We start from the raw sequence: 21,851 nt of genomic DNA on the forward strand, positions 1-21,851 counted from the left end.
GGGGTGACCAAGGTCGTAACGGAGGCGAATATTTCTTCTGGTATTATATGGGGTGGGTATGGTTATGAAGTCGGAGGGATTAATCAAAATTCTACGGTGTCAGGTGGCGACCCTTGTGATGGCAAAAATGATGGGGGATGTAATACAACACGTATTATAAATTGTTTAACGAATCAAGACAATTGCGTTAACACTCCGTCATCGTCTATTGATATCGCTACTTATGCAGCTGGAATATGTGACCAATATAATGGTGGCACCTTCAATGACTGGTATTTGCCTGCTATATGTGAATGGAGTAATTCAGGGAATAGTTGTTCTATCGATAATATCTATACCAATTTGCGTCAGCATGGTTTTGGCGGTATTGTTGNTGGCNNNTACTGGAGTTCTACCGAGNNCTCGNNCNNTCCGCAGNNCNTCGCGTGGTACCAGNNCTTCGCCGCCAGTGGCANCAGCTTCCAGGGCNNCNNCANTAAGANCANTCAGCNNGGTNTTCGTTGTGTGCGAGGCTTTTAATCCATTTACCTATTTATCTATTTNAATCCCCGGGCTGCGTGAAGCAGACCGGGGTTGTGTTCGAGGAGGCATGATGTCGTTGTACACCGATTTACCCGTATTTCGTGATGCCTGGCAGTTGGCTCTTCGGGTGTTTGAGTATACGAAAGAATTTGGCAGGGAGCATAAGTACACACTTGGCCAGGACATGAAAAAAGATTCATTGCAGCTGGTGCGCCATTTGTATCGGGCGAATAAGGCACAGGATAAGAGGGTTTATCTGGAAGCATTTCTGGATGATTATGAATTTTTAAGGCTGGAAATCCGTATGGCAGCGGAAATGAGGTTGTTGTCGATGAAAAAGCAGGCGGCATTAAGCCTTTTGCTGGAGCGCATCGGCAAGCAAGCGATTGGTTGGCGTAATGCCAATCAATAAAGCCGGAGTTATGGCTGTTACGATGGTCATGGGAGAGCATGGTTTTATTTAAAGCGCAAAGGGGCCGTATTACATGCGGTTGAATCGTATTGCCGCAAGAAGCCTTGTGGCAAATCAAAACACCTTTGACTTGCTGGCAACTACTGGAGTTCTACCGAGAACTCGGACAATCCGCAGAACAACGCGTGGAACCAGAACTTCGCCGCCAGTGGCAGCAGCAACCAGAACAACAATAAGAACAATCAGCTTGGTGTTCGTTGTGTGCGAGGGTTTAAGTAAAATCAAATGAAGTACCTGCTGGCTGCGATGTAAGCGGCCAGCTTTTTTATTTCCAAAAAAATAGTCGAGGTTTTGATGTATTCCTGTTGTTCTGAAAGCGCCGCTCCTGGTCGAGCCATTGAACTGGCTGATTTGTTTCAGGCGTATCGTGATTGCCGTAAAAACAAGCGCAACACCATGAATGCTTTGGCCTTTGAAGTGGATTACGAAGATGAGTTGCTGGCACTTTGGGATGAGATTCAATCAGGAACGTATCGCCCGGGACGCTCCATTGCCTTTATTGTGAACAAACCGGTGAAAAGAGAGATTTTTGCAGCACGCTTTAAAGACCGCGTGGTCCACCATTTAATTATTAATCAGCTGAACCCCTTGTTTGAAAAAATCTTTATTCATGACAGTTATGCGTGCCGCAAGGGAAAGGGAACGCACCGGGGGATTTTGCGTGCTAGCCGTTTTATTCGCCAGTGCTCTCAAAATGCTATTCAAGACTGCTTCATCCTTAAGTTTGATATCAGGGGATTTTTTATGGCCATAGACAAGAGTATTTTGTGGCGCAGGTTGCACGATTTTATTGTGCAGTATTATTCGGGTGATGATTATGAGCTGTTACTGTTTCTCTGTTATCAGGTGGTGATGAATGACCCGACCCGGAATTGTTTTATCAAAGGTGGCGAAGAAAATTGGGATGGCCTACCTCCTGACAAGAGCCTGTTTCACTCAAAACCCCATTGCGGGCTGCCGATAGGTAATTTAATCAGCCAGATTTTTGCCAATTTTTACATGAATCCTTTTGACCACTTTATGAAGCATGATTTGGGTTTGAATTATTACTGCCGCTATGTTGATGATGCTCTGGTGGCGCACGAGGACAGAGCGTATCTACAGGAGCTGATTCCTGTTATTTTCGATTTTTTGAGCGTTAAACTCAAGTTGACACTGCATCCGCGGAAAATCTATTTGCACCATTACAGCAAGGGAGTTACTTTTTTGGGAATGCACATTAAGCCCCATTGCATTCTTCCCGGCAAGCGCATCAAAGGGAATTTTTATGATGCTATTGTGCGCCATAATAAAGTGGTAATAGAGCGTAAGCCAACTAAAGACGAGCAGCGTGCCTTTTTATGCAGTGTTAATTCGTATCCGGGTATCCTCAAGCATTATAATACTTACGGGTTTCGTAAAAGGATGCTGTTCAGGCATCTGTCCATCTGGTGGTGGAACCTGATGTATTGCAGTGGTGGTTGCGCCAAATTGGTTTCCAGGCAAAGAATGGCGCGTTAACGGACTGCCCTGTTTCATCCCTCCTTTTTTATTTATGCCATACATAACCCCGCTTTGATGATGTGGGCAAATGAGGGCTCTGTGTCTTTTCTCGTAATAACTAACTTTGGTGGTGAATTATAAAGAATTAAGTATAGAAAAACCCCATTTTACCATGAAAATATAATACCATTAAAAGCAACGATGTCAATAAAATTGCACTAAATGATAGTTCGAGCTGGTATAGCGTGTTGCATGTCACCATATTGTTCAATATGCGAGGATTAAATTAACGTGAGTGGCTAATCAATAAAGAAAATTTAATGGCGCTTACTGAAGCTGTTTTGTAGCCCGGTCTGCTTGCAGCCGGGAACTGACGCTCGTTACACAATTGAAGTCCTGACCAATACTTCATTCCCGGCTGCAAGCAGACCGGGTTACAAGAGTTTCTTGTTCTCCTAAAAAATTCCATTGTTATCGTTGATTCGTCACCTGTTTCATGCCTTTGTAAGGAATTCGCCTTGAATAGGTTCAAATAAACATCTAAATTTATACTAGCATTAGCTAAAAGGAGTTAAATTTTACCATGTCGAGGAAAAAGGGTATTCAAACTCACCAGGAATTACTCTGTAGGCTAATGATTTGTGAAGAGCGTTATCAGAATTTTATGAATGCTGCCACAGACTCAATTTTCATTAATAACTTAAGTGGATTGATATTAGATGCTAATACTGCAGCATGTAATGCCTTAGGATATACATATAAGGAAATTATTAATTTGCATGTATGGGATATTGAGATTGGTTTTTCCAAGGATACCATAGAACAAATTACTCTAAAATTGATCGATGGCCCGTTTAATGTTGAAGGCCGTCATAAAAGGAAAGACGGTACATCATTTCCAGTGGATGTTCGTATGAGTGCCTTTACTTCCATGGGAGAGCCTTTGGTTTTAGCAATTGTCAGGGATATTACCGAGCAAAAAAGTGCGGAATCAACTATAAGAAGATTTACCTATGCCTTGGAAAAAATCCCATCGCTGGTTGTAATAACGGATAATAATGGAACAATAGAATACATTAATACGAAAGTTACAGAACTGACAGGCTATTTTTATTATGAAATTTTAGGTCAAAATTCACGCATTTTACAATCTGGTAAAACACCAATCGAAATCTATGAATCCATGTGGGGTGATATAATTCACGGGAAAACATGGCATGGAGAATTTCTAAATATGAGTAAAAAGGGCGAATATTATTGGGTGTCTGCAACAATTTCTCCACTTCGTGATGAAAGAGATAAAGAGATCACCCATTATTTAGCTATTATGGAACCTATATTTAAGAAAAGAATCATCTAAAATACAGGGGCAAGAGCATAACGATTCAGTTTAAGCCAGACGAGGTATGGGTTTCCTGCTCTCTTAACTCCAACCACATCGCATTTAATATGGCAAAGGTACACGCAAGCCCTGTTCCAAGAATCCAAGAGAAATACCACATTTTCTTCTCCTTAGTTAACGTGAGTTTCGGATAAGAAAGTTGTTTGAGCCAGTGTTTACTTCGATGCCGTTCGGGCTGAGGAAGCGCGATAGCGCTGTCTCGAAGCCTTGGCACGGTGCTAAGGCTTCGAGACGAGGCTACCGCCTCTCCTCAGCCCGAACGGCATCGAAGTAACGACTGGATAAAACAAGCTTCTTATCCGAAACTCACGTTAGTTAGTATGATGCATGTTGTTCTGAAATTGTTTTTTCATTTACCTTGCCTCGAAGAACGCGATAAACCCAGGCAGTATAGGCCAGAATAACAGGCAGAAAAATTACTGTAGCAATGAGCATGATCAATAAAGTCAATTGGCTGGATGAACTATCCCATACCGTCAGACTGTGCGCGGGGTGAGTTGAGGAGGGAAGAATAAATGGAAACATACTGACTCCAACGGTCGCGATTAATGAGCCCACACTCAAGCTGCTGAATACAAAAGCAATAAGCGTTTTATTAATCAATAGAATGGCCAGCAAGGCACATATAACACTCAGCAAAGGCACTAACAGGGTAATCGGTACTGTTTTATAGTTAATGAACCAGGCACTTGCCTGTATCCCGGCTTCTTTATATAAAGGATTGGAGGGGCCATCGTGTGGCATCACATTCTTTAAAATATAACCATCCATTGAATGAGTCCAGAAGCCCATGATGACGAATAAGATAATCATTAACAGTGCTGCATAACGTGCACCGTGTTTCGCTTTTTGTTGTAACACTCCTTCCGTTTTTATTCGTATAAAAAATGCACCATGCATGGCGAGCATTAGTACAGAAAGTATGCCAGTGCAGAGAGCGTAAGGATTAAGCAACTGCAAGAAAGTCCCCGTATAGATTACCCTTAAGCTGGTGTCATAATGGAAGGGAACTCCCTGGAGGACATTTCCTACTGCCACTCCAAAAATCAGGGCAGGTACAAATCCCCCGATAAAAAGCAGCCAATCCCATGTGCTTCTCCAAATGGGGTTATCAAGTTTGGATCGATATTTAAAGCCAACAGGTCTTAAAATCAGTGATAATAAAACTACTAACATGGCTAAGTAAAATCCCGAAAAAGATAAAGCATAGAGATCGGGCCAGGCGGCAAAAATTGCTCCTCCACCCAGAATAAACCAGACCTGATTTCCTTCCCAGGTTGGCCCTACGGCATTAATCAGAATACGGCGCTCCACGTCTGTTTTAGCAAACCAGGGTAACCATATGGCTACGCCCAGATCAAAACCATCCATAATGGCAAAGCCAATCAATAGAATGCCTAGCAATAGCCACCAGATTATTCTTAACGTTTCATAATCTAAAATCATGTTACACTCCATAATAAATGTGGTGATTGGTGCTTACGCCGCAATCATTCCATCTGGACCTAGTCGGATGTATTTAACCATCAGGAACAATTCTACTATCGCCAGGATGGTATAAAATAATACAAATCCGGTTAATGACGTCAGTACTTGACTGGTTGATAAACTGGAAGCTCCCATGAATGTTGGTAAAACCCCTTGAACAACCCAGGGCTGTCGACCGTATTCAGCAACTACCCAACCCAGTTCGGCCGCTATCCATGGCAGGGGCAACGAATAAAATGCCATTCGTTGATACCAGCGTGTTGTGAGAAGTTTGTTTTTAGAGGAGAGATAAAAACCGATGCTAAACAGCAGGATAAAATAAAAGCCGCAGGCAACCATAATTCTGAATGAGAAAAAAAGCGGCGCGACTTTGGGTTTTAAGTCATTAGCTGCTTGATTTATTTGTTCATCAGTTGCTTCATTAATATTGGATGCGTATTTTTTAAGTAAAAGCGCATAACCTAAATTTTTAACATGGTCTTGCAAGCGTTCTTTTGCCTCTTTATTATCAGGCTCATTTTGCAAAGTATTCAAGGCATCATAGGCTAACAGACCATCTTTGATTCGTTTTTTACCATCCTCAATTAATTCATTAATACCTGGTAAAGGTGTGTGAAATGATCTGGCTGAGATAATGCCTAAGACATAAGGAATTTTAATTGCATATTTTGTAGTCTTTGCTTGTTCATCCGGGATGCCAAAAAGAGTCAAAGCGGCAGGTGCTGTTTCCGTTTCCCACATGGATTCCATCGCAGCAAATTTCATTTTCTGATCTTCATTCGCAAGATAACCGCTCTCATCGCCAAGAACGACTACTGATAAAGCTGAAGCCAGGCCAAATGAAACGGCAACCGTCATCGAGCGCTTTGCGAAATCTTTGTTTCTGTTTCTCAACATGAAATAAGCACTGATGGAGAGAACAAACATGGAACCAGTAACGTATCCGGCACTTATAGTATGCACGAATTTTGCCTGAGCGACAGGATTAAAAAAGATATCGAAAAAGCTGCTCACTTCCATGCGCATTGTTTGATAATCAAAATATGCACCTACAGGATTTTGCATCCAGCCATTTGCTATTAAAATCCATAGTGCTGATAAATTAGTACCTAAAGCCAGCAGCCAGGTACACGTCAGATGTTGCAGTTTGGATAAACGATCCCATCCAAAGAAAAATAACCCGACAAAAGTGGCTTCTAAAAAGAATGCCATTAATCCTTCGATGGCTAATGGCGCACCGAATACATCCCCTACGTAGCGAGAATAATAAGACCAGTTTGTCCCAAATTCAAACTCCATTGTTAAGCCAGTAGCTACACCAAGAGCGAAGTTAATTCCAAACAAGAGCCCCCAATATTTTACCATCTGTTTCCAGATTGCTTTACCCGTCATGACATAAACGGTTTCCATAATTGCCAGGAGGACAGAGAATCCCAAGGTTAATGGAACAAATAAAAAATGGTACAATGCAGTTAATGCGAACTGTAATCGAGACAGGTCGACCACCTCTGTTGCTGGTATCATTTGAACACCTCTTGTTTCTTAATGAGAATGGACTTTTCTTGTGAGCCGAGTAACCACGTGCTGCCCTTTTCAAGCTGGGGATGCATGGTTCGAACACAGACCCACCATAACAAAAATAGAAGCAGTAACTTGATGACTAATGTCAACGTAATATCTCGTGTAACAGGTTTGATAATATGCTCCGAGTGAACCCTATTAGCGTCATTTCATTTTATATGTGGTTTCCTTCCAAATACCTTGATATAGATCATGGAAAAATGTAAAAATCTTTAAAAACAAGATAAACTATATACATTAGCTCTTGATGGCATTCTGATGTATAACAAAGACACTCAAGCCTGTTCCTACTGTGGATTCGCATCTTTTTGTACGTTAGATGTACAGGGTTCACAATGGGTAAATCAAGTGAATCCGGCTGTTAGCCGGCAACATGTCCTTAAAAAAAACCTGCCTTTGTATGTTCCTCAAACCAGCTTCCATAGCCTATATGTGATTAAGTCAGGATGCTTAAAAACCTACGAAATTGATAAGGATGGTAATGAATTACTGCGGGGATTTTATTTTCCTGGAGAAATCCTGGGGTTGGAGGCTATAGCTGGCGGACATTATCTTTACTCCACGGCCGCTCTTTCCAATGCACTGGTGTGCGAGATCTCGTATACTCATTTTTGTGAATTATTACGCGCACACCCGGGTCTGCAGCAGCAAGTTTTATATTTAGTCAGCCAACAATTAGGCATAGGTTCTTATTTAAATTTCGTGACTGCGGAGCAACGTTTAGCTGCTTTTTTAATTGATTTGTCGAAACGATTAGTTGCTTGTGAGCAACGTTTGGAATTTGTTTTACCAATGTCGCGTCAAGATATTGGGAATTACCTGAGATTAACAGCGGAAACGGTTAGCCGACTTTTTACTCAATTTAGAAATAATGAAATCATTTCTGTTGAACATAAGAAAATTCGCTTGCTGCAGCTTGACCAACTTAAATCCATTGGAAGGATCTAGAGGGGCAAACCCGAATGGCACTTACTTAAGCTGTTTTCGTAGCTCGGTCTGCTTGCAGCCGGGAATGGATACTCGGCTGGAACTTTGGTTGTGTCACGATCGTCAGTTCCCGGCTGCAAAGCTGTCTCTTCTACACCGATCTACGTCGTCCTGAGCGCGTCTTTTTGCGCGAAGGATCTCCAAATACTGGCATTATGTCGCTTTCAGGAGATCCTTCGCGCAAAAAGACGCGCTCAGGACGACGGGGATCGGGTAATGGCAAAGATGTGATCAAGAGTCAGCTGCAAGCAGACCGGGCTACGAATAGAGTTAAAAAACCTTAAGTAAGTGCCATTCAGGCCTGACCCTGAATGTGCGTTAATAATTGCTGTTGTTCTTTTCGCGTTTTCATAACTCTAAAGAAAATAATTTCTAATCTATATCATAGCATCATTATTTTGGCATAATGCACCTATTATTCATGAATAGAGAGTGAACAACGATATGAGCGAATATCAATATTACGAATTTAGAACGGATGGGCGGAAGCTGGATAGTGAAGCACGTAGCGTATTAAAAGAATTATCAAGTCGAGCTATCATTACACCAACACAGGCAATTTATACATACTCTTATGGTGATTTTCGATATGATGACAAGGAAATATTAGCAGATTATTTTGATATGATGCTTTATATGAATAGCTTTGGTACACGGCGATTAACGTTTCGTTTGCCTGTTGATTTGATTGAGCATTCGAAAATCGATCCTTATTGCATTCCTGATGTTATTTTCTATTCTGTTCACGGAGAATCGCTTATTCTCGATTTATGCATCTATGATGAAGAAGGCGGTGGCTGGATAGAAGGCGATGGTGTGCTGGATGACTTAGCGCCAATTCGCCAGCAGTTGTTAAATGGGGATTTGAGCACACTTTATATCGCATGGTTAGCCGCAGCTCAATATTATCATGTAGAAGATGAGGAAATAGAACCGCCAATCCCTGATAATTTAAAGCAACTATCTCCTGAGTTAAAAGCACTTGTTTCCTATTTTGAATTAGATACTGAACTTGTTCATGTGGCAGCTGAAGCAAGTCGGGATGTAGATATTAAAGCCTCAGAGATAAATAGTATGATTTCGCAATTACCTGAAGAAGAAAAAACCATGTTTCTTGTGGGTTTTATGCACAATACACCAGATTTGCACATTAAATTAAAAAGAAGGCTGCAGGATTTTGTCGAGGCTCATAATCAAATAGATTTAAGCTTGCCAAGACGAACACGTGCTCAATTAATTAATCAAGCAGATAACCTCACGAAGCTTGTCCAAGAAAAAATAGAAAATGAAAAGCGAGTCTCCAGGGTAAAAGAACTACAGCTCTTGGCAATAAATGAGCCTGCCATTTGGCAAGAAGTCAATAATTCTATTCAATCAAAAACTCAAGCAGGTTATAAGCATGCGATAAAGTTGTTGGGGGATTTACGAGAGCTTGCAATTTATATGAATAAAACAGACCAGTTTGAAAGAAAAATGATTGAAATAAGAAAAGAATTTAGCCGGTTATCTTCTTTTATGAGGCTCTTATATGAATGTGAATTGGTGTAATGTATTGAGAATGTGATGACAAGGAGAGCCCATACATTATATTTTGACATGAAAGGATTATCCATATGAAATCGATTTTTTCTGCATGTACGTTTCTATTATTGTTTTGTTCAATTCAATCCAATTTAGCTATTGCTTCATCTGTATCATATTTTGATAATCATGGCCGAAAAGACATACAGTCTGGTGGTGTACGTATGATTCCTATCAAAACTTCAAAAGGAACATTTAGAGTATGGACAAAGCGCATAGGCAATAATCCAGCCATTAAAGTACTACTTTTGCATGGTGGCCCAGGCATTACTCATGAATATCTCGAAGGATTCGATGCTTACTTTCCGGGAGCTGGCATTGAGTACTATTACTATGATCAGTTAGGCTCAGCCTATAGTGACCAACCCGATGTACCCGAGCTTGTTAACCTGTCACGTTATGTTGAGGAGGTAGAGCAAGTCCGAAAAGCCCTTAAGCTAAATCCTAGTAATTTTTATTTATATGGACAGTCTTGGGGGGCTTGTTAGCAATGGAGTACGCATTGAAATATCAGCATAATCTAAAAGGATTAATTATTTCTAACATGATGTCCAGTGTGCCAGCATATAATGCTTATGCTAAAAATGTATTAATGCCAACCATGAATAAGCAGGGGCTTTCTGAAATAAAAAAACTGGAAGCAGCAGGTCAATATGATGATCCTAGATATGCGGCGCTATTAAAAGAACATTTCTATGTTAAACATGTGTTACGCGCACCAGCTAACAAGTGGCCTGAACCAGTCGATCGTTCATTTAAACATCTCAATTCTAAAATCTATATACTTATGCAAGGACCAAGTGAACTTGGAGCAGGCGGAGCCCTGGTAAACTGGGATCGCTCGAAAGATTTAGAGAAAATTACTGTCCCCACGCTAGTTATTGGGGCTCGCTATGACACCATGGATCCTAAACACCTGAAATGGATGGCAGAACAACTTAAAAATGGACATTATCTCTACTGCCCTAATGGTAGTCATCTAGCTATGTATGATGATCAAAAAAATTATTTCGAGGGATTAATAAAGTTTTTATATGAGACTAATGCTGGTAATCACATATAAGCGAATTTAGAGTGCGAGCGAAAAAAGATTAATTAGCTATGTCTACATTTTGTTGCTAAAATATTTAACAGGCATGAAACACTTTGAATTTCATTAAATGGCCAGGAAGGATAAGGAGGCTAAGGCGATGATCAACACACCCGTCATTTTCTTCGGACATGGGAATCCGATGAATGCCATTACGCATAACGACTACACTACTGCATGGCGGCAGATCGGGGCACAGATTACAAAACCAAAAGCAATTCTATCAATCTCTGCACATTGGTACGTGTCCGATACAGATGTTACTATCGCCACAGCACCACGCACTATTCATGATTTCGGAGGATTTCCCCCCGAGCTCTATCAAGTACAATACCCTGCACCAGGTGATCCTGTCCTTGCCAGACGAGTTCAGCAGCTTCTTGCTCCATTGGATGTGAAGTTCGATAATTCCTGGGGACTCGATCATGGCACATGGTCTGTGTTCAAACATGTTTATCCCGATGCTGACGTTCCTATTGTCCAGCTTAGTATCAATGAGAGCAAGCCTGCATCATTTCATTACGAGATTGGCAAGAAGTTGGCTTCACTTAGAGAAGAAGGGGTATTGATCGTTGGTAGCGGCAATCTCGTACACAATCTTCATACCTACGCGTGGGGTCAACATTCGCGAGCGCCCTTTGATTGGGCAACACGCTTCGAAAACACTGTTAAACAGATGCTCCTTGTCGGTGATCACAAACCTCTCGTGAACTACGGAACACTTGGGTCGGATGCAGCACTTTCAATCCCAACACCTGAGCATTACTTACCTTTACTTTACGTCTTGGGTGCGAGTCAAACTGGCGAAAAAGTACGCTTTCCTGTTGAAGGTGTTGATGGAGGATCGATTTCGATGCTAACTGTACAAATAGGATAAGCTTGCCATGGTACTGTGAGGAGAATATCACACCATGATGCATTGGTTTGGAATTTTTATTTTATTTATCAAATTTACTCATTTGAATTACTTAATAGATGAAAGATGGGCGTTATAGATTATGTTGGTGAAATCAGAGGTTCCCGCATCCATTCTTTATTAAATCTATTGCTAACAAACACAATATTATGAAATTTTTGCATCCTTCTTTCAATGTGTTTATAGGTAAATTTACCCTCATTGCTTTATCTAATTAATTTTTAGAGTAAACTCTCTATAACAATTAATTTTAAACTATTTTTTGAGAAGTTGTGAATATAGGAAAACTAAGGATAAGGACTTTCAATTGCATGATTCTCTTCCTCTAATAACCACCATTGCGATGGGATTTGCTTTAGCATTCATCTTCGCCTTGATTGCCGCACGTCTTAAGATTTCCCCAATAGTCGGTTATTTATTAGCTGGCATTGTTATTGGACCATTTACTCCAGGGTTGAATGCTGATATCAGTATCGCGCAGGAGCTCGCAGAGATTGGAGTTATGTTGCTGATGTTTGGTGTAGGACTACATTTTTCATTATCTGATTTAATGCGAGTTCGCAATATTGCTATTCCTGGTGCAATAGCCCAAATACTTGCGGCAACCCTACTTGGGGGTTGTATTGCAATCCTGTGGGGCTGGAGTTATAGCAGTGCTCTACTTTTTGGGCTTTCACTATCTGTAGCCAGTACCGTTGTCTTGTTGAAAGCACTTGAGGAGCGAGGAGCTCTTGAGTTGATTAATGGCCACATTGCGGTAGGATGGCTTTTGGTTGAAGACCTGGTTATGGTGGTTGTGCTGGTGTTGCTTCCACCTCTATCACACTGGCAAGGTGCTAACTCCTCTGTGGGCATTCATACTACGCCGCTATGGCTCGTTTTTGGTTTAACCCTTTTTAAGATATCAACGTTCATTGCATTCATGCTCTTGGTGGGTCGACGATATTTCCCGAAGCTGCTTTGGCTTGTAGCTCGAACCGGCTCACGTGAATTGTTTACTTTATGTGTAGTTACTGCAGCAATTAGCATTGCGTATGTAGCTTCTAAATTATTTGGTGTTTCGTTTGCTTTAGGCGCTTTTTTTGCAGGTATGATTATGCGGGAATCTTCGTTCAGTCATCGTGCTGCTGAAGAGTCTTTACCACTTAGAGATGCATTTGCTGTGTTGTTTTTTGTTGCAGTAGGTATGTTGTTTAATCCTTCAGTGTTGGTTGAACAACCCTTACAAATTTTAATTGTGGTGGGTATTATCATTATCGGTAAGTCAATTGCAGCTTTTGTACTAGTCCTTGTATTTCGCTATCCATTACAATCAGCATTAATCGTATCAGCAAGTCTGGCACAAATCGGCGAGTTTTCATTCATTCTTGCAGAGCTAGGAGTGCGCTTGGGCATGCTTCCAGCAGAAGGGCAAAGTTTTATTCTTGCAGGTGCACTTATATCTATAGCCCTAAACCCTCTTGTATTTAAATTAGTGAATCCTGTTCTTGCTTGGATAAACTCTTGTCCTCGATTGCTCCATTTTCTTGAACGCGCCCACGATTCTTTGACTGAATTACCAATGTCCACAAAAGATGAGCATCTTGCAGGACAAGTGGTTTTAGTGGGCTATGGGCGTGTTGGGAAGCGCGTTGCCCATTTACTCTCTGAAAAAAACATTCCCTATGTTGTAGTTGAGGAAAATAGAGAATTAATTACAAGTCTACGGGCCGCTGGCTTTCCTGCGGTTTATGGAGATGCATCTGAACCTTCCGTGCTGATTCAAAGCCATATTGCTCATGCCAGTATGCTCATGATTGTGATAGCAGATACTGTCTATCTAAGGAAGATAATTCAATATGCTTATCAACTTAATCCAAAAATAGAAATTGTTGTCCGTACACATGATGAAGAAGAAGCAGTATTATTACAGAACGAAATTTCAGGCAAAGTATTCTTTGTCGAGGAAGAAATTGCCAAAAGCATGGGAGAATATGCCTTAAATCGATTTGGAAAATTATGATTATTGGTTGGCTGCATGAGTTTAAATATTAGTAATTACTGAATTACTCCGGATGTCACTACAATACAAGAACTGATTTCTATACCGAAAGAACCAGTACCGTTATTTAATAAGCTTTGACAGGTGATATAAATCCTGGTGGCTTAAGTGCCCATAGTGAACAATTAATTTTTTGTAGAATATTTTCAGCCGTATTGCCTATAATAAATCCTGATAATCCCGTACGTGCTACAGTCCCCATGACTAAAACATCGATCTTTTTTTCACTGACCATAGTGGGGATAAGTTCGGTAGGAATACCTTTCAGATAGTATATAGTTGGATCTTCGATGTGTGCACCATGAACCAATTTAAGAAGTGTATGATACTGTTTTTCGCTCTCGCGGATGGTCATTTCATCTATTTTTGTTGCAGATGTATCAATAAATACACTATGGCGCAAGTAGTGTTCCAAAATAAAGTCCCAGCAAGAAATAACGCTTAAATGGCCATTGTAATGAGTAGATAGGGTTTTAGCTAATTTTAATAAATTAAGGGCGAGATCGTGACCAGATATTTCCTCATCGTTAGGATCGATTGCAACAGCTATATGAAGATTTTCAGTTGAGTTAAATGCTCGGTGTAAAAATAAAGTACAAGGGCATTTACGTAATAAAGCCATATCTAAAGCTGCAAAACCTTTTGTATCTTCCTTATTTTCTACGGCTTTAATTATAAGATCATAAGACTCGCGGAGTACTCGTTGAATAATCCGAATATCAGGTGTGTCCCCCCATTCAATCTCTAATTTAAAAGAGATTTTTTTCTTGGCGAGTGACAAAGAGGCTTTTGCCGTGTCAATAGATTGCTGCATTTTCTCTAGCAGAAATGCTTCATATGAATTTTTATGTTCCTCAAGACTGTGCGGAAATGATGGGCAAAGTATCAAAATATTTAATTTGGCATTACTAGCCAAAGCCAAACTTATTGCTTGTTGCAAAGCTTGTGTGTCTTTTCCAAGCCCATTACTCACAAAGAGGATATTATGAAATTGTTTCACTCGTGCATTCTCCCTGCCAGATTGGCTGCTTCAAATGTATTTCAATAGATGTTTGAGTAAGCTATCTTAATACTAATAATTGTAGCTTAAATTAACCTGTTATCTACATTTACAACAAAATACTTAAAAACTTTATTTTCCAAAAATAAACTGTTCTGTTTATTTATTCTTGCTTTATATTAAATAATTAGCTACGAAAAGTAAGCGAAGCGAATAAAAAGGATTGTTTAATACATCAATTCATTTCCCTTAGTTACTACCATTGCAATAGGATTTGGACTGGCATTAATTCCAGGGTTTATTGCTGTACACCTCCATTGTAATAGACAACGAATTGATGATTATCCCAATATTTCGGAATATCTGCGTGAGTTATATCAGTGGCCTGGTGTGAGTGAAACAGTCAACTTCTATCATATCAAACGTCACTATTATTATAGTCATTCTATGATTAACCCAACTCAGATAGTTCCTTTAGGACCAGAAGTTGATTTTTTACGTCCATTCAATCGGTGTATGGCGCATAAATAACTACTCTAAAATCAAAATAGGGGTGAGGTACGAAATTTCACGGAACAGTATGGAGTTCTCTGCCAGTATAGTTATAGTCCAATACATCAACCTTTTAATAGTTATCAATGTCCTATTTTTGTTTTGGTGGAACAACTAACATATCAGTGGTGTTTAGTTGTAATAATCGTTTAGCCACACTTCCTGTCAGTAAATACTGTAATTTAGAGTTTCCTTGAGCACCAAATGAAATCAAATCGGCTTGCCATTTTTCAGACTGAATGGCAATAGTGTCTGCAATATATCCGCCCATGATTTTTTTCTGGAATTTAGTTTGATCTACATTACACTTACCAAGAAAATCATCTAACCTGTGAGTGATATCTTTTGTATCTTCCTGTTCATACCCTAGTAACAATTTAGTGAAATATATATCAATGATATGTAGTAATTGAAAGGTTGCATTAGGAAAATATTTGAATGTAAATTCAATTGCATTTTTACTTGCTTCGGAAAAATCGGTAGCTATAATTATCCGATTATACGCAAAAGAAGGCTCTTTTTTTACCAGTAGGATTGGAACATTACTATGACTTACCATAGAACTTGAAGTAGTACCTAAGATGTAATCATTGATGTAGTATTCACCATGCGCACCAGCAATAATCATATTACAGTTGTTTTCTTTAGCATATCTGACAATCTCATCAGCGGGTCTGCCTGCTAATACAGAAACACAGATTTCAATGTCAGGAGAGTGTTTTTTTATGCATTTTAAAAGTTTTTTTTCAACTTTCGTTTTTTGTGCAAGATAATCTTGTTCCAACTCTTCAATTGAAAATTGTGAAAAATTACCAATCCTGGGCTGGTTTAAGATATGTAAAAAGTGGAGTATTGCTTTATGCTGTTCAGCTAAAGTAACTGCTCTTGAAAGGGAGTAGTCTGAATGCTTTGAAAAGTCACTAGCAATTAATATATTATTTATTTTCATTGTAAACCCCTGCTTCTAAGCTTATATAAAGATTAGCAAACGATTAGCTTAATTGCATATTATATTCATATCTTTGAACTACAGGCGATTTGTTTATTTGAAATAAACATCCGTTGAGCCTGGAATGGTGAGGCCAAGGACTAAAGCTCATGCAGGAAGTACTTAAATCGTTGCGCCTGATAATTCAATCCTTTGCTAAGCTTTATTAAAAGAATATCCTTCTGAGGAAAAAAATGATGCCACTAAAACACATAGTTATTGCCAGTGATTTTTCTAAATATGCCGAATATGCACTACAAAGAGCTATATCTTTAGCTGAGCGACATCATATCCCTCTTCATTTTATACACGTTTTACAACAGCCATTGTCGGTAGATTTTGGCCAATATCTCAGTGAACAACCAAAAGATTTTCTTTCATTAGAGAAAGAAATGCTGGATAAGCTGTCTGTTCTAATTATGAAATATCCCACCAATGTTTCAGTTAATCTATCAGTTCTTGCTGGGAGGGCTGCAGATGAAATCACTCAATATACTGAGCAAAACCAAGGAAATTTGATTATTGCAGGAGCTCAGGGACAGTATTATATAAATGAGTATGTGTTAGGAACCACATCGAGTCATCTTATAGAACAAGGGAAGACTCCTGTTTTGCTTATCAAAAAGGAACCCTGTTTTTCCTATAACAGAATACTTCTTGCCACTGATTTTTCAAAACCCAGTAAAAAAGCCATTGAATTTACCTTTAAATGCTTTCCAGAAGCCCAATTTCAGCTCTTGCATGTTGTGGATATTTTTAACAGTCAGAATTTAAAAGGTAAATCTGTTGACATGCTCGAATCAAATACAAAAGATATTATGCAGCAGTTGGATTATTTTTTAAAAGAATGCAATGTTAAATATGAACAATTTGAAAAAAAAATCATGGGTGGTTATTTGGCCGACACAATTATTCTGCAGTCAAAAAACTGGAACGCAGATTTGTTGGCTTTTGGGGCCCAAGGCCACTCTAAATTACACTATTTAATGACCGGGAGTGTAGCTAAGCGATTATTACAACTAAGTTATATTGATATGTTGGTGGTGCCACCGGCATAAAGTAAAACGTTTAACTTGGTAGGACATTGTTGAATAAATCGGAACTATTGGTTTACATTGTATCAAGGAACTAATGAGTTCATTTTTGCTAACATGCCTGTATTTTCTCTCTTATTTGTCTATTTATGCATCAATAAACATAACAGTATAATGTAGCAAATATAGCTTTGTACTATAAATTGATCAAATATTGTACATTCAGTAGGTTTTGAGCTATAGTTAAAGTGAGAGAGTAAACTGGAGGTAGGTTTATGTTAAATTCTATTGTGAAAGATACCTATGAAGCTCGTGTTAAAATAGGACACCACATTATATCTAAAATTACTGGAAAAATTCTCCATGAGTTGAAGGTACGTTTGATTCTACTATGTGATTTGGAATCTTCTGGAGCAAGAGGAGAACTCATAGATCTCGCCACTGATAAAATCATTTACAGATGTCATAAACAAACTCTAGTCGATAAATAATCCCTCGACTTTCTTATTATTCGCCAGAATTTATTTTAACGCATTGAATTTAAATTGATTTGTTATTCTCGATCTATTCATCAGAAAGGGGGAGCGGGGATGCCGGATAAGAGGATTACAATGCGTAATATAAGAGAGATATTAACTCACCGTTCGCTTAAATTAAATTAAGTTCATCGGTAAGCCTATCACGCATAAATTCACTTTGTATCACCTCGAATTTAGCCATTTAGTGTTATCCCTGTTTTTTTTACAATAATCAGCCTAAAAACAACTGGTTATTCAAAAAACCCGTATTACATCTTATTTTTACTTTACTTTGGCTCTATTTGTCTATAAAATGCACATTTATTATTGATCGTATCAAAAATTCATGAAACCCAACGAGGTTTGAAATCCATGCTAAGCCGCGAAGAAGTTTACACCATGATTCTGTTGCGTAATCGCAATAATAACATTTTTTCTAAATTACCAATCGAAATAATTCTAGAAATAAGTGATTTCGGCCAAAACCCCAATAGCGATATTGCAAACGCCTTACATCACGCCGCGTATGCACGACAAGAAGATGTTACGGCGCTACTTGCCATGTTAGATAAAAATCCCTCTTTATTGCTTCAAGCCGGCAATGTGGTAACACCCGGTGGAGATGAGTGGAAACGGGTCACCATTTATGAGTTTTTATTGGGTGCAGGTGATTATGAGCTGGCCAAGCAAGTACAGGAATATTTTTCAAAAATAGAACAAGGTGAGCAGCGAAGAATAGCTCAATATGAACGCTATAAGCCACATATTGAAGGCATGCTGACACAGAAACCCTATGATTTGAGACCGTTGATTGAACTTGTTAAACAAGCTTCTGCTGAGGATGTAACTGCATTGCTCAATAAAGATATGACGCGAAAGAGCGCGCTTTGTGATGCCCTCATCCAATTTCGAAAGGATTGGGCTCCTCGAACTTTGACTAAACCCTGCCTGCATTATAACTATGCAAGTCTTCAACATGCCTTCGAACTATTTGACCATGAGTGGGTTAATTTATATCAAGCAAGTGGTGATAATTGTGACAAAATTCGCTTAGTGTGGCGGCAATTAATCGGTTTTGAAATGAGACGCTTGCCCGGCATTGATAGATGTGTGATAGCGCAGGGAATGTACTACGTGGTCAATGAAGAACGAGCGGTTGCAAGGTCCTATAAATTTAAAAGTAGCGATGGTGATTTTCCGGTAGTTGCTTCTGATGATTCTATCGTTGGGTTGGGTGGGGATTTTTCGGTTGATATATTTGGCATGCTGTGGGGCAGCGGGGGGATGGCCGTGTCGCCCCGGCGCGCTGCTGTGCTTGGAAATTTTATGTCAAACAAAAACTTCAAACTTAAAGAACTTATGCGGCCAAAACCAATTCGACAGATGGACTGGTGTGTACTGATTTAATATGAAGGCTAGAAAGTGCCGTGGCGTAAGCGGTAGCAGGTTCGTGCAAGCACTCATCAATAAAGCATTGCAAAAGTTCCTGGTATTGCCAAGTCGTTGAAGTCGTTGTCCACCACATATGAACAAAGGGGGGGGGGCAAGTCGCTTTTAATTAATTGAAAACCTTGATGCGTCAAAAATGTTCCCACACATATATTGGACTCTTTACCCGTACAATTATTTCAAATAGAATCCATCTCAATATTTTTCCCATGAAGAAGATAAATTACTATTAGGTAACGTTTCATTGACCCCTAAAACAATACCTCCAGATGTTATACCAGACTCAAAAACTTTTGCCTTATCTTCAGGTATTCCCCAACCGATTAGGGCCCCTATTAAACCACCCGTAATGCTTCCTGCGCCAGCTCCAGCTAGCCCCGCTGCTAATGGGCCTGCAATCACTAGACCTAATCCTGGGATAACTAAACTAGTGCCGATTGCTGCAATCGCTGCCACAATACCGCCAATCGCAGCTCCTGTTGCTCCTCCAACGCCTGCGCCTGTTCCAGCTTTTGATCCTTCTTTCACTAAAACAGAGTCATAATATTTTTTACGAGAATCCTCTGACATAAGAATATTTATGTCTTGAGGAGAGTATCCTGCCTCAATTGCTTCTTGATATGCTTTTTCAGCTTCTTCTTGAGTTGAGAAAAGCTCTGTGGTCATGTGTACATCTTTGTGATGGTTCATAATATTTCCTTATAATGTTAAAGATTAAAGAGAACTAATAATCCCATAAGTTCTCGTTTTGGAGTGAAAATGTATTCTTTTATATTAATTATTGGTACATAAGTAACCAATTCCTGCCACCATGAGCGCTAATAAAAGGCTGTTTGCGAATTAATCTTTAAGGTAATTCACAATACTACTTCTGTTTGAAGAGTTGTGTCCTCCCATCATCATGTAGCTCAGAAGCTTTATCACCAATTTTGAGACTAACTTTTCAGCTTAAAATTAGTCATAAATAGTCTCCCTTCATGACCTCTGTAGCTCCTGTCTGTTTATTTTTTAATCATATTAGGCTTGAGTAATTTGTCAAATACAATTTTTTGAAATTATAGATTTTAATGATGAGCTTTTAAAAAAAAATCTTATTTTTATCATTCGCTTAAAGAATTTTTGATTAAAATGACTCTAAGGTTTTCCTGAATGATCTGGGGCAAACGCTATAGACTCATTATATCATCGAGGTATGGCTCTTTACTAAAGCACTGACTATTGAACTGCTCGATTGGTTACTTAAGACCTAAGCAGAAAGTTACTGTGGAAAGTCATTTTTATAAAAAATAAGCTAGTACGGAGAGGATGGCAATGGTCATCCAATCATTTGCTGATAGCCTTGATTTACCTGCTTATGCTTTGAAGCGATTACTCAATCATAAAATGAACAATGATGTTACAGCGGGGTATATCATGAAAGATGTTGAACGGTTGAGGAAACCCATGCAACAAGTAGCTAATTTTTTACAGGAACATATGACAGAGGTAATTGAATTGATAGAACACTGGAAGCACATCTCACCGGTGATACGTGAGCCCCAAAATGCAGATGAATAGGATCAATTAGCTGGATTTCTCGATAAATTGTTAGATATTATTGGGGAAGATGAATCTCATGAATTAATTGGCCTGATAGATGTTATAAGTTCAATGATCTCCAAGTATGATGATTCCCACTTCTAATCTGATTGATACAAATATTCGTTACTTATTTTCAAGTAACGAATATTTGTATCGCCAACTCTTATAGCTATTCTGATTTTGCAGTGTTAATGGATACAACTAGCAATAAATTTAGCAAAAGGAAGGACATTCTGATGCACACTTGCCTGTTCCAATGCTTCCATATATTCGTTTCTTCTCTCCACAGGAATAATAGTCCATGGATAATGGCCACTTGCTAGCATAACATTCATCAAAAAACGTCCTATTCTGCCATTACCATCTGAATAAGGGTGGATATAAACAAAAAAGAAATGTCCGAGAACAACTCTAACAGCAGGTTCCGTTTCCTGAATTATTAACTGAAAAAATTCTTCCATTAGTTCACTAACAATTTGCCAACGGGGAGGAATATGTTTTGATTGACGTATATATACAGGGCTGCGTCTGTATCCTGCCAAATCAGTTGGTTTTAAAAGACCTACAGCAACGCTAGGTTGAAATAATTCTCTATACCAATCCCCATGTTCTTTTTGTATTATTTTTCCGGGGTTGTCACCATTCAATATTTCCATAAGGCTCTTTTTTACTGCTTGGAATGCTTGCCAGTATCCACGGGCGGCTAATGCACTACGGTGATTTCGATCTTGTTCTGTAGCATCGGGATTCCATTGTCCAGAACGAACCTTTTCAATTAAGTCGCGGCTTACTTGATAACCTTCAATAGATAGAGAATGGTAAGCGTCCGAGATGTACTTTTCGTCTACCTGTTCTATATATTTTTTAATATCGATTGTTGTAAGATGGGGTTTAGGAAAGTTTTCTCGAACTATATCGCGCATCTCATGCCACATAACTTCCAAACGACTTCGATACGCTGGCTTATAAGTTGCGGAAAAATCTATCGGTGTATTTGTTAAAAATGGATCTTCTTCTCGTATTTGATAACCGGCCCTCTCCATGGTTTTTTTGATCTCTTCTGCCACGTGAAATTTGCCAATATTTTGAAGTGCGCCACAAATCCTTCCTGCTATCCAAGAATGTCCTTCTTCTAATAAATAATGCAGAAAATCAGATGCACTATTA

At 39.3% G+C, this 21,851-nt stretch carries 21 protein-coding genes and 1 pseudogene; 14 read left to right on the forward strand and 8 right to left on the reverse strand.

Going from position 1 to position 21,851, the window contains the following annotated elements; translation table 11 throughout:
* Positions 1 to 589 precede the first annotated feature (589 nt).
* From B094_RS0110300 to B094_RS0110310, 4 genes are all read left to right on the forward strand, one after another.
* A complete protein-coding gene (locus B094_RS0110300; protein ID WP_248619567.1) occupies positions 590 to 934 on the forward strand; it encodes a four helix bundle protein in 345 nt (114 codons plus the stop codon).
* A 73-nt stretch (positions 935 to 1,007) separates the two neighbouring features.
* The gene (locus B094_RS17335) at positions 1,008 to 1,223 is read left to right on the forward strand and encodes a hypothetical protein (protein WP_155823811.1); all 216 of its coding nucleotides are present in this window, start codon (positions 1,008 to 1,010) and stop codon (positions 1,221 to 1,223) included.
* Positions 1,224 to 1,288: 65 nt separating this feature from the next.
* On the forward strand, positions 1,289 to 2,494 hold the full coding sequence (locus B094_RS0110305; protein ID WP_018577730.1) for a reverse transcriptase/maturase family protein: 1,206 nt from the start codon (positions 1,289 to 1,291) through the stop codon (positions 2,492 to 2,494).
* Positions 2,495 to 3,059: 565 nt separating this feature from the next.
* Positions 3,060 to 3,836, forward strand: a complete 777-nt coding sequence (locus B094_RS0110310) for a PAS domain-containing protein (protein ID WP_081621085.1) — start codon at positions 3,060 to 3,062, stop codon at positions 3,834 to 3,836.
* Positions 3,837 to 3,861: 25 nt separating this feature from the next.
* On the opposite strand, the gene cydX is transcribed toward B094_RS0110310, so the two are convergent.
* The 4 genes from cydX to B094_RS17710 form a co-directional block, all read right to left on the reverse strand.
* A complete protein-coding gene (gene cydX, locus B094_RS16960) occupies positions 3,862 to 3,978 on the reverse strand; it encodes a cytochrome bd-I oxidase subunit CydX (protein WP_018577732.1) in 117 nt (38 codons plus the stop codon).
* Positions 3,979 to 4,193: 215 nt separating this feature from the next.
* Positions 4,194 to 5,324 (reverse strand): cytochrome d ubiquinol oxidase subunit II, encoded by a 1,131-nt coding sequence (gene cydB / locus B094_RS0110320; RefSeq protein WP_018577733.1) that lies wholly within the window; start codon positions 5,322 to 5,324, stop codon positions 4,194 to 4,196.
* Between the two features lie 33 nt (positions 5,325 to 5,357).
* On the reverse strand, positions 5,358 to 6,890 hold the full coding sequence (locus B094_RS0110325; RefSeq protein WP_018577734.1) for a cytochrome ubiquinol oxidase subunit I: 1,533 nt from the start codon (positions 6,888 to 6,890) through the stop codon (positions 5,358 to 5,360).
* Positions 6,887 to 7,036: a hypothetical protein gene (locus B094_RS17710; RefSeq protein WP_420324223.1), complete on the reverse strand. Its 150-nt coding sequence runs from the start codon at positions 7,034 to 7,036 to the stop codon at positions 6,887 to 6,889. Before B094_RS17710 ends, B094_RS0110325 begins: the two co-directional genes overlap by 4 nt.
* A 169-nt stretch (positions 7,037 to 7,205) precedes the next feature.
* On the opposite strand from B094_RS17710, the gene B094_RS0110330 reads away from it, so the two are divergent.
* The 6 genes from B094_RS0110330 to B094_RS0110355 all read left to right on the forward strand — a co-directional run bounded on the left by B094_RS0110330 (position 7,206) and on the right by B094_RS0110355 (position 13,523).
* Entirely contained in the window at positions 7,206 to 7,895 is a 690-nt protein-coding gene (locus tag B094_RS0110330) for a helix-turn-helix domain-containing protein (RefSeq protein ID WP_018577735.1), read from the forward strand.
* 471 nt (positions 7,896 to 8,366) lie between these two features.
* Positions 8,367 to 9,482: a hypothetical protein gene (locus B094_RS16030; protein ID WP_155823814.1), complete on the forward strand. Its 1,116-nt coding sequence runs from the start codon at positions 8,367 to 8,369 to the stop codon at positions 9,480 to 9,482.
* Between the two features lie 65 nt (positions 9,483 to 9,547).
* Positions 9,548 to 10,003, forward strand: coding sequence for an alpha/beta fold hydrolase (locus B094_RS17500; RefSeq protein ID WP_202814217.1), 456 nt, complete (start codon positions 9,548 to 9,550; stop codon positions 10,001 to 10,003).
* Positions 10,004 to 10,017: 14 nt separating this feature from the next.
* The gene (locus tag B094_RS17505) at positions 10,018 to 10,578 is read left to right on the forward strand and encodes an alpha/beta hydrolase family protein (RefSeq protein ID WP_202814216.1); all 561 of its coding nucleotides are present in this window, start codon (positions 10,018 to 10,020) and stop codon (positions 10,576 to 10,578) included.
* Positions 10,579 to 10,705: 127 nt separating this feature from the next.
* Positions 10,706 to 11,482, forward strand: coding sequence for a 4,5-DOPA-extradiol-dioxygenase (ygiD, locus tag B094_RS0110345; RefSeq protein WP_026253982.1), 777 nt, complete (start codon positions 10,706 to 10,708; stop codon positions 11,480 to 11,482).
* Between the two features lie 346 nt (positions 11,483 to 11,828).
* A complete protein-coding gene (locus B094_RS0110355; RefSeq protein ID WP_018577738.1) occupies positions 11,829 to 13,523 on the forward strand; it encodes a cation:proton antiporter domain-containing protein in 1,695 nt (564 codons plus the stop codon).
* A 106-nt stretch (positions 13,524 to 13,629) separates the two neighbouring features.
* Here B094_RS0110355 and B094_RS0110360 read toward each other — a convergent pair whose 3' ends face one another.
* Both B094_RS0110360 and B094_RS0110365 read right to left on the reverse strand, forming a co-directional pair.
* Positions 13,630 to 14,562, reverse strand: coding sequence for a universal stress protein (locus B094_RS0110360; RefSeq protein ID WP_018577739.1), 933 nt, complete (start codon positions 14,560 to 14,562; stop codon positions 13,630 to 13,632).
* 643 nt (positions 14,563 to 15,205) lie between these two features.
* On the reverse strand, positions 15,206 to 16,063 hold the full coding sequence (locus B094_RS0110365) for a universal stress protein (RefSeq protein WP_018577740.1): 858 nt from the start codon (positions 16,061 to 16,063) through the stop codon (positions 15,206 to 15,208).
* 233 nt (positions 16,064 to 16,296) lie between these two features.
* Here B094_RS0110365 and B094_RS0110370 point away from each other — a divergent pair, with 233 nt between their 5' ends.
* From B094_RS0110370 to B094_RS0110380, 3 genes are all read left to right on the forward strand, one after another.
* Positions 16,297 to 17,160: a universal stress protein gene (locus B094_RS0110370; RefSeq protein WP_337589148.1), complete on the forward strand. Its 864-nt coding sequence runs from the start codon at positions 16,297 to 16,299 to the stop codon at positions 17,158 to 17,160.
* Between the two features lie 251 nt (positions 17,161 to 17,411).
* Positions 17,412 to 17,627, forward strand: coding sequence for a hypothetical protein (locus B094_RS0110375; protein ID WP_003634920.1), 216 nt, complete (start codon positions 17,412 to 17,414; stop codon positions 17,625 to 17,627).
* Positions 17,628 to 18,026: 399 nt separating this feature from the next.
* Entirely contained in the window at positions 18,027 to 19,061 is a 1,035-nt protein-coding gene (locus B094_RS0110380; RefSeq protein ID WP_018577742.1) for a hypothetical protein, read from the forward strand.
* Between the two features lie 237 nt (positions 19,062 to 19,298).
* On the opposite strand, the gene B094_RS0110385 is transcribed toward B094_RS0110380, so the two are convergent.
* Entirely contained in the window at positions 19,299 to 19,793 is a 495-nt protein-coding gene (locus B094_RS0110385) for a hypothetical protein (RefSeq protein ID WP_018577743.1), read from the reverse strand.
* Between the two features lie 639 nt (positions 19,794 to 20,432).
* Between B094_RS0110385 and B094_RS16040 the strand changes: the two are divergent.
* Positions 20,433 to 20,660 (forward strand): annotated as a pseudogene (locus tag B094_RS16040) (hypothetical protein); the annotation flags it as partial.
* A 212-nt stretch (positions 20,661 to 20,872) separates the two neighbouring features.
* Here the strand turns inward: B094_RS16040 and B094_RS16045 are convergent.
* Positions 20,873 to 21,851 (reverse strand): Fic family protein (locus tag B094_RS16045; protein WP_018577745.1); only part of this gene is annotated, 979 nt, incomplete at its 5' end.

This window comes from Legionella shakespearei DSM 23087 (genome assembly GCF_000373765.1).
Classification (GTDB): Bacteria; Pseudomonadota; Gammaproteobacteria; order Legionellales; family Legionellaceae; genus Legionella; species Legionella shakespearei.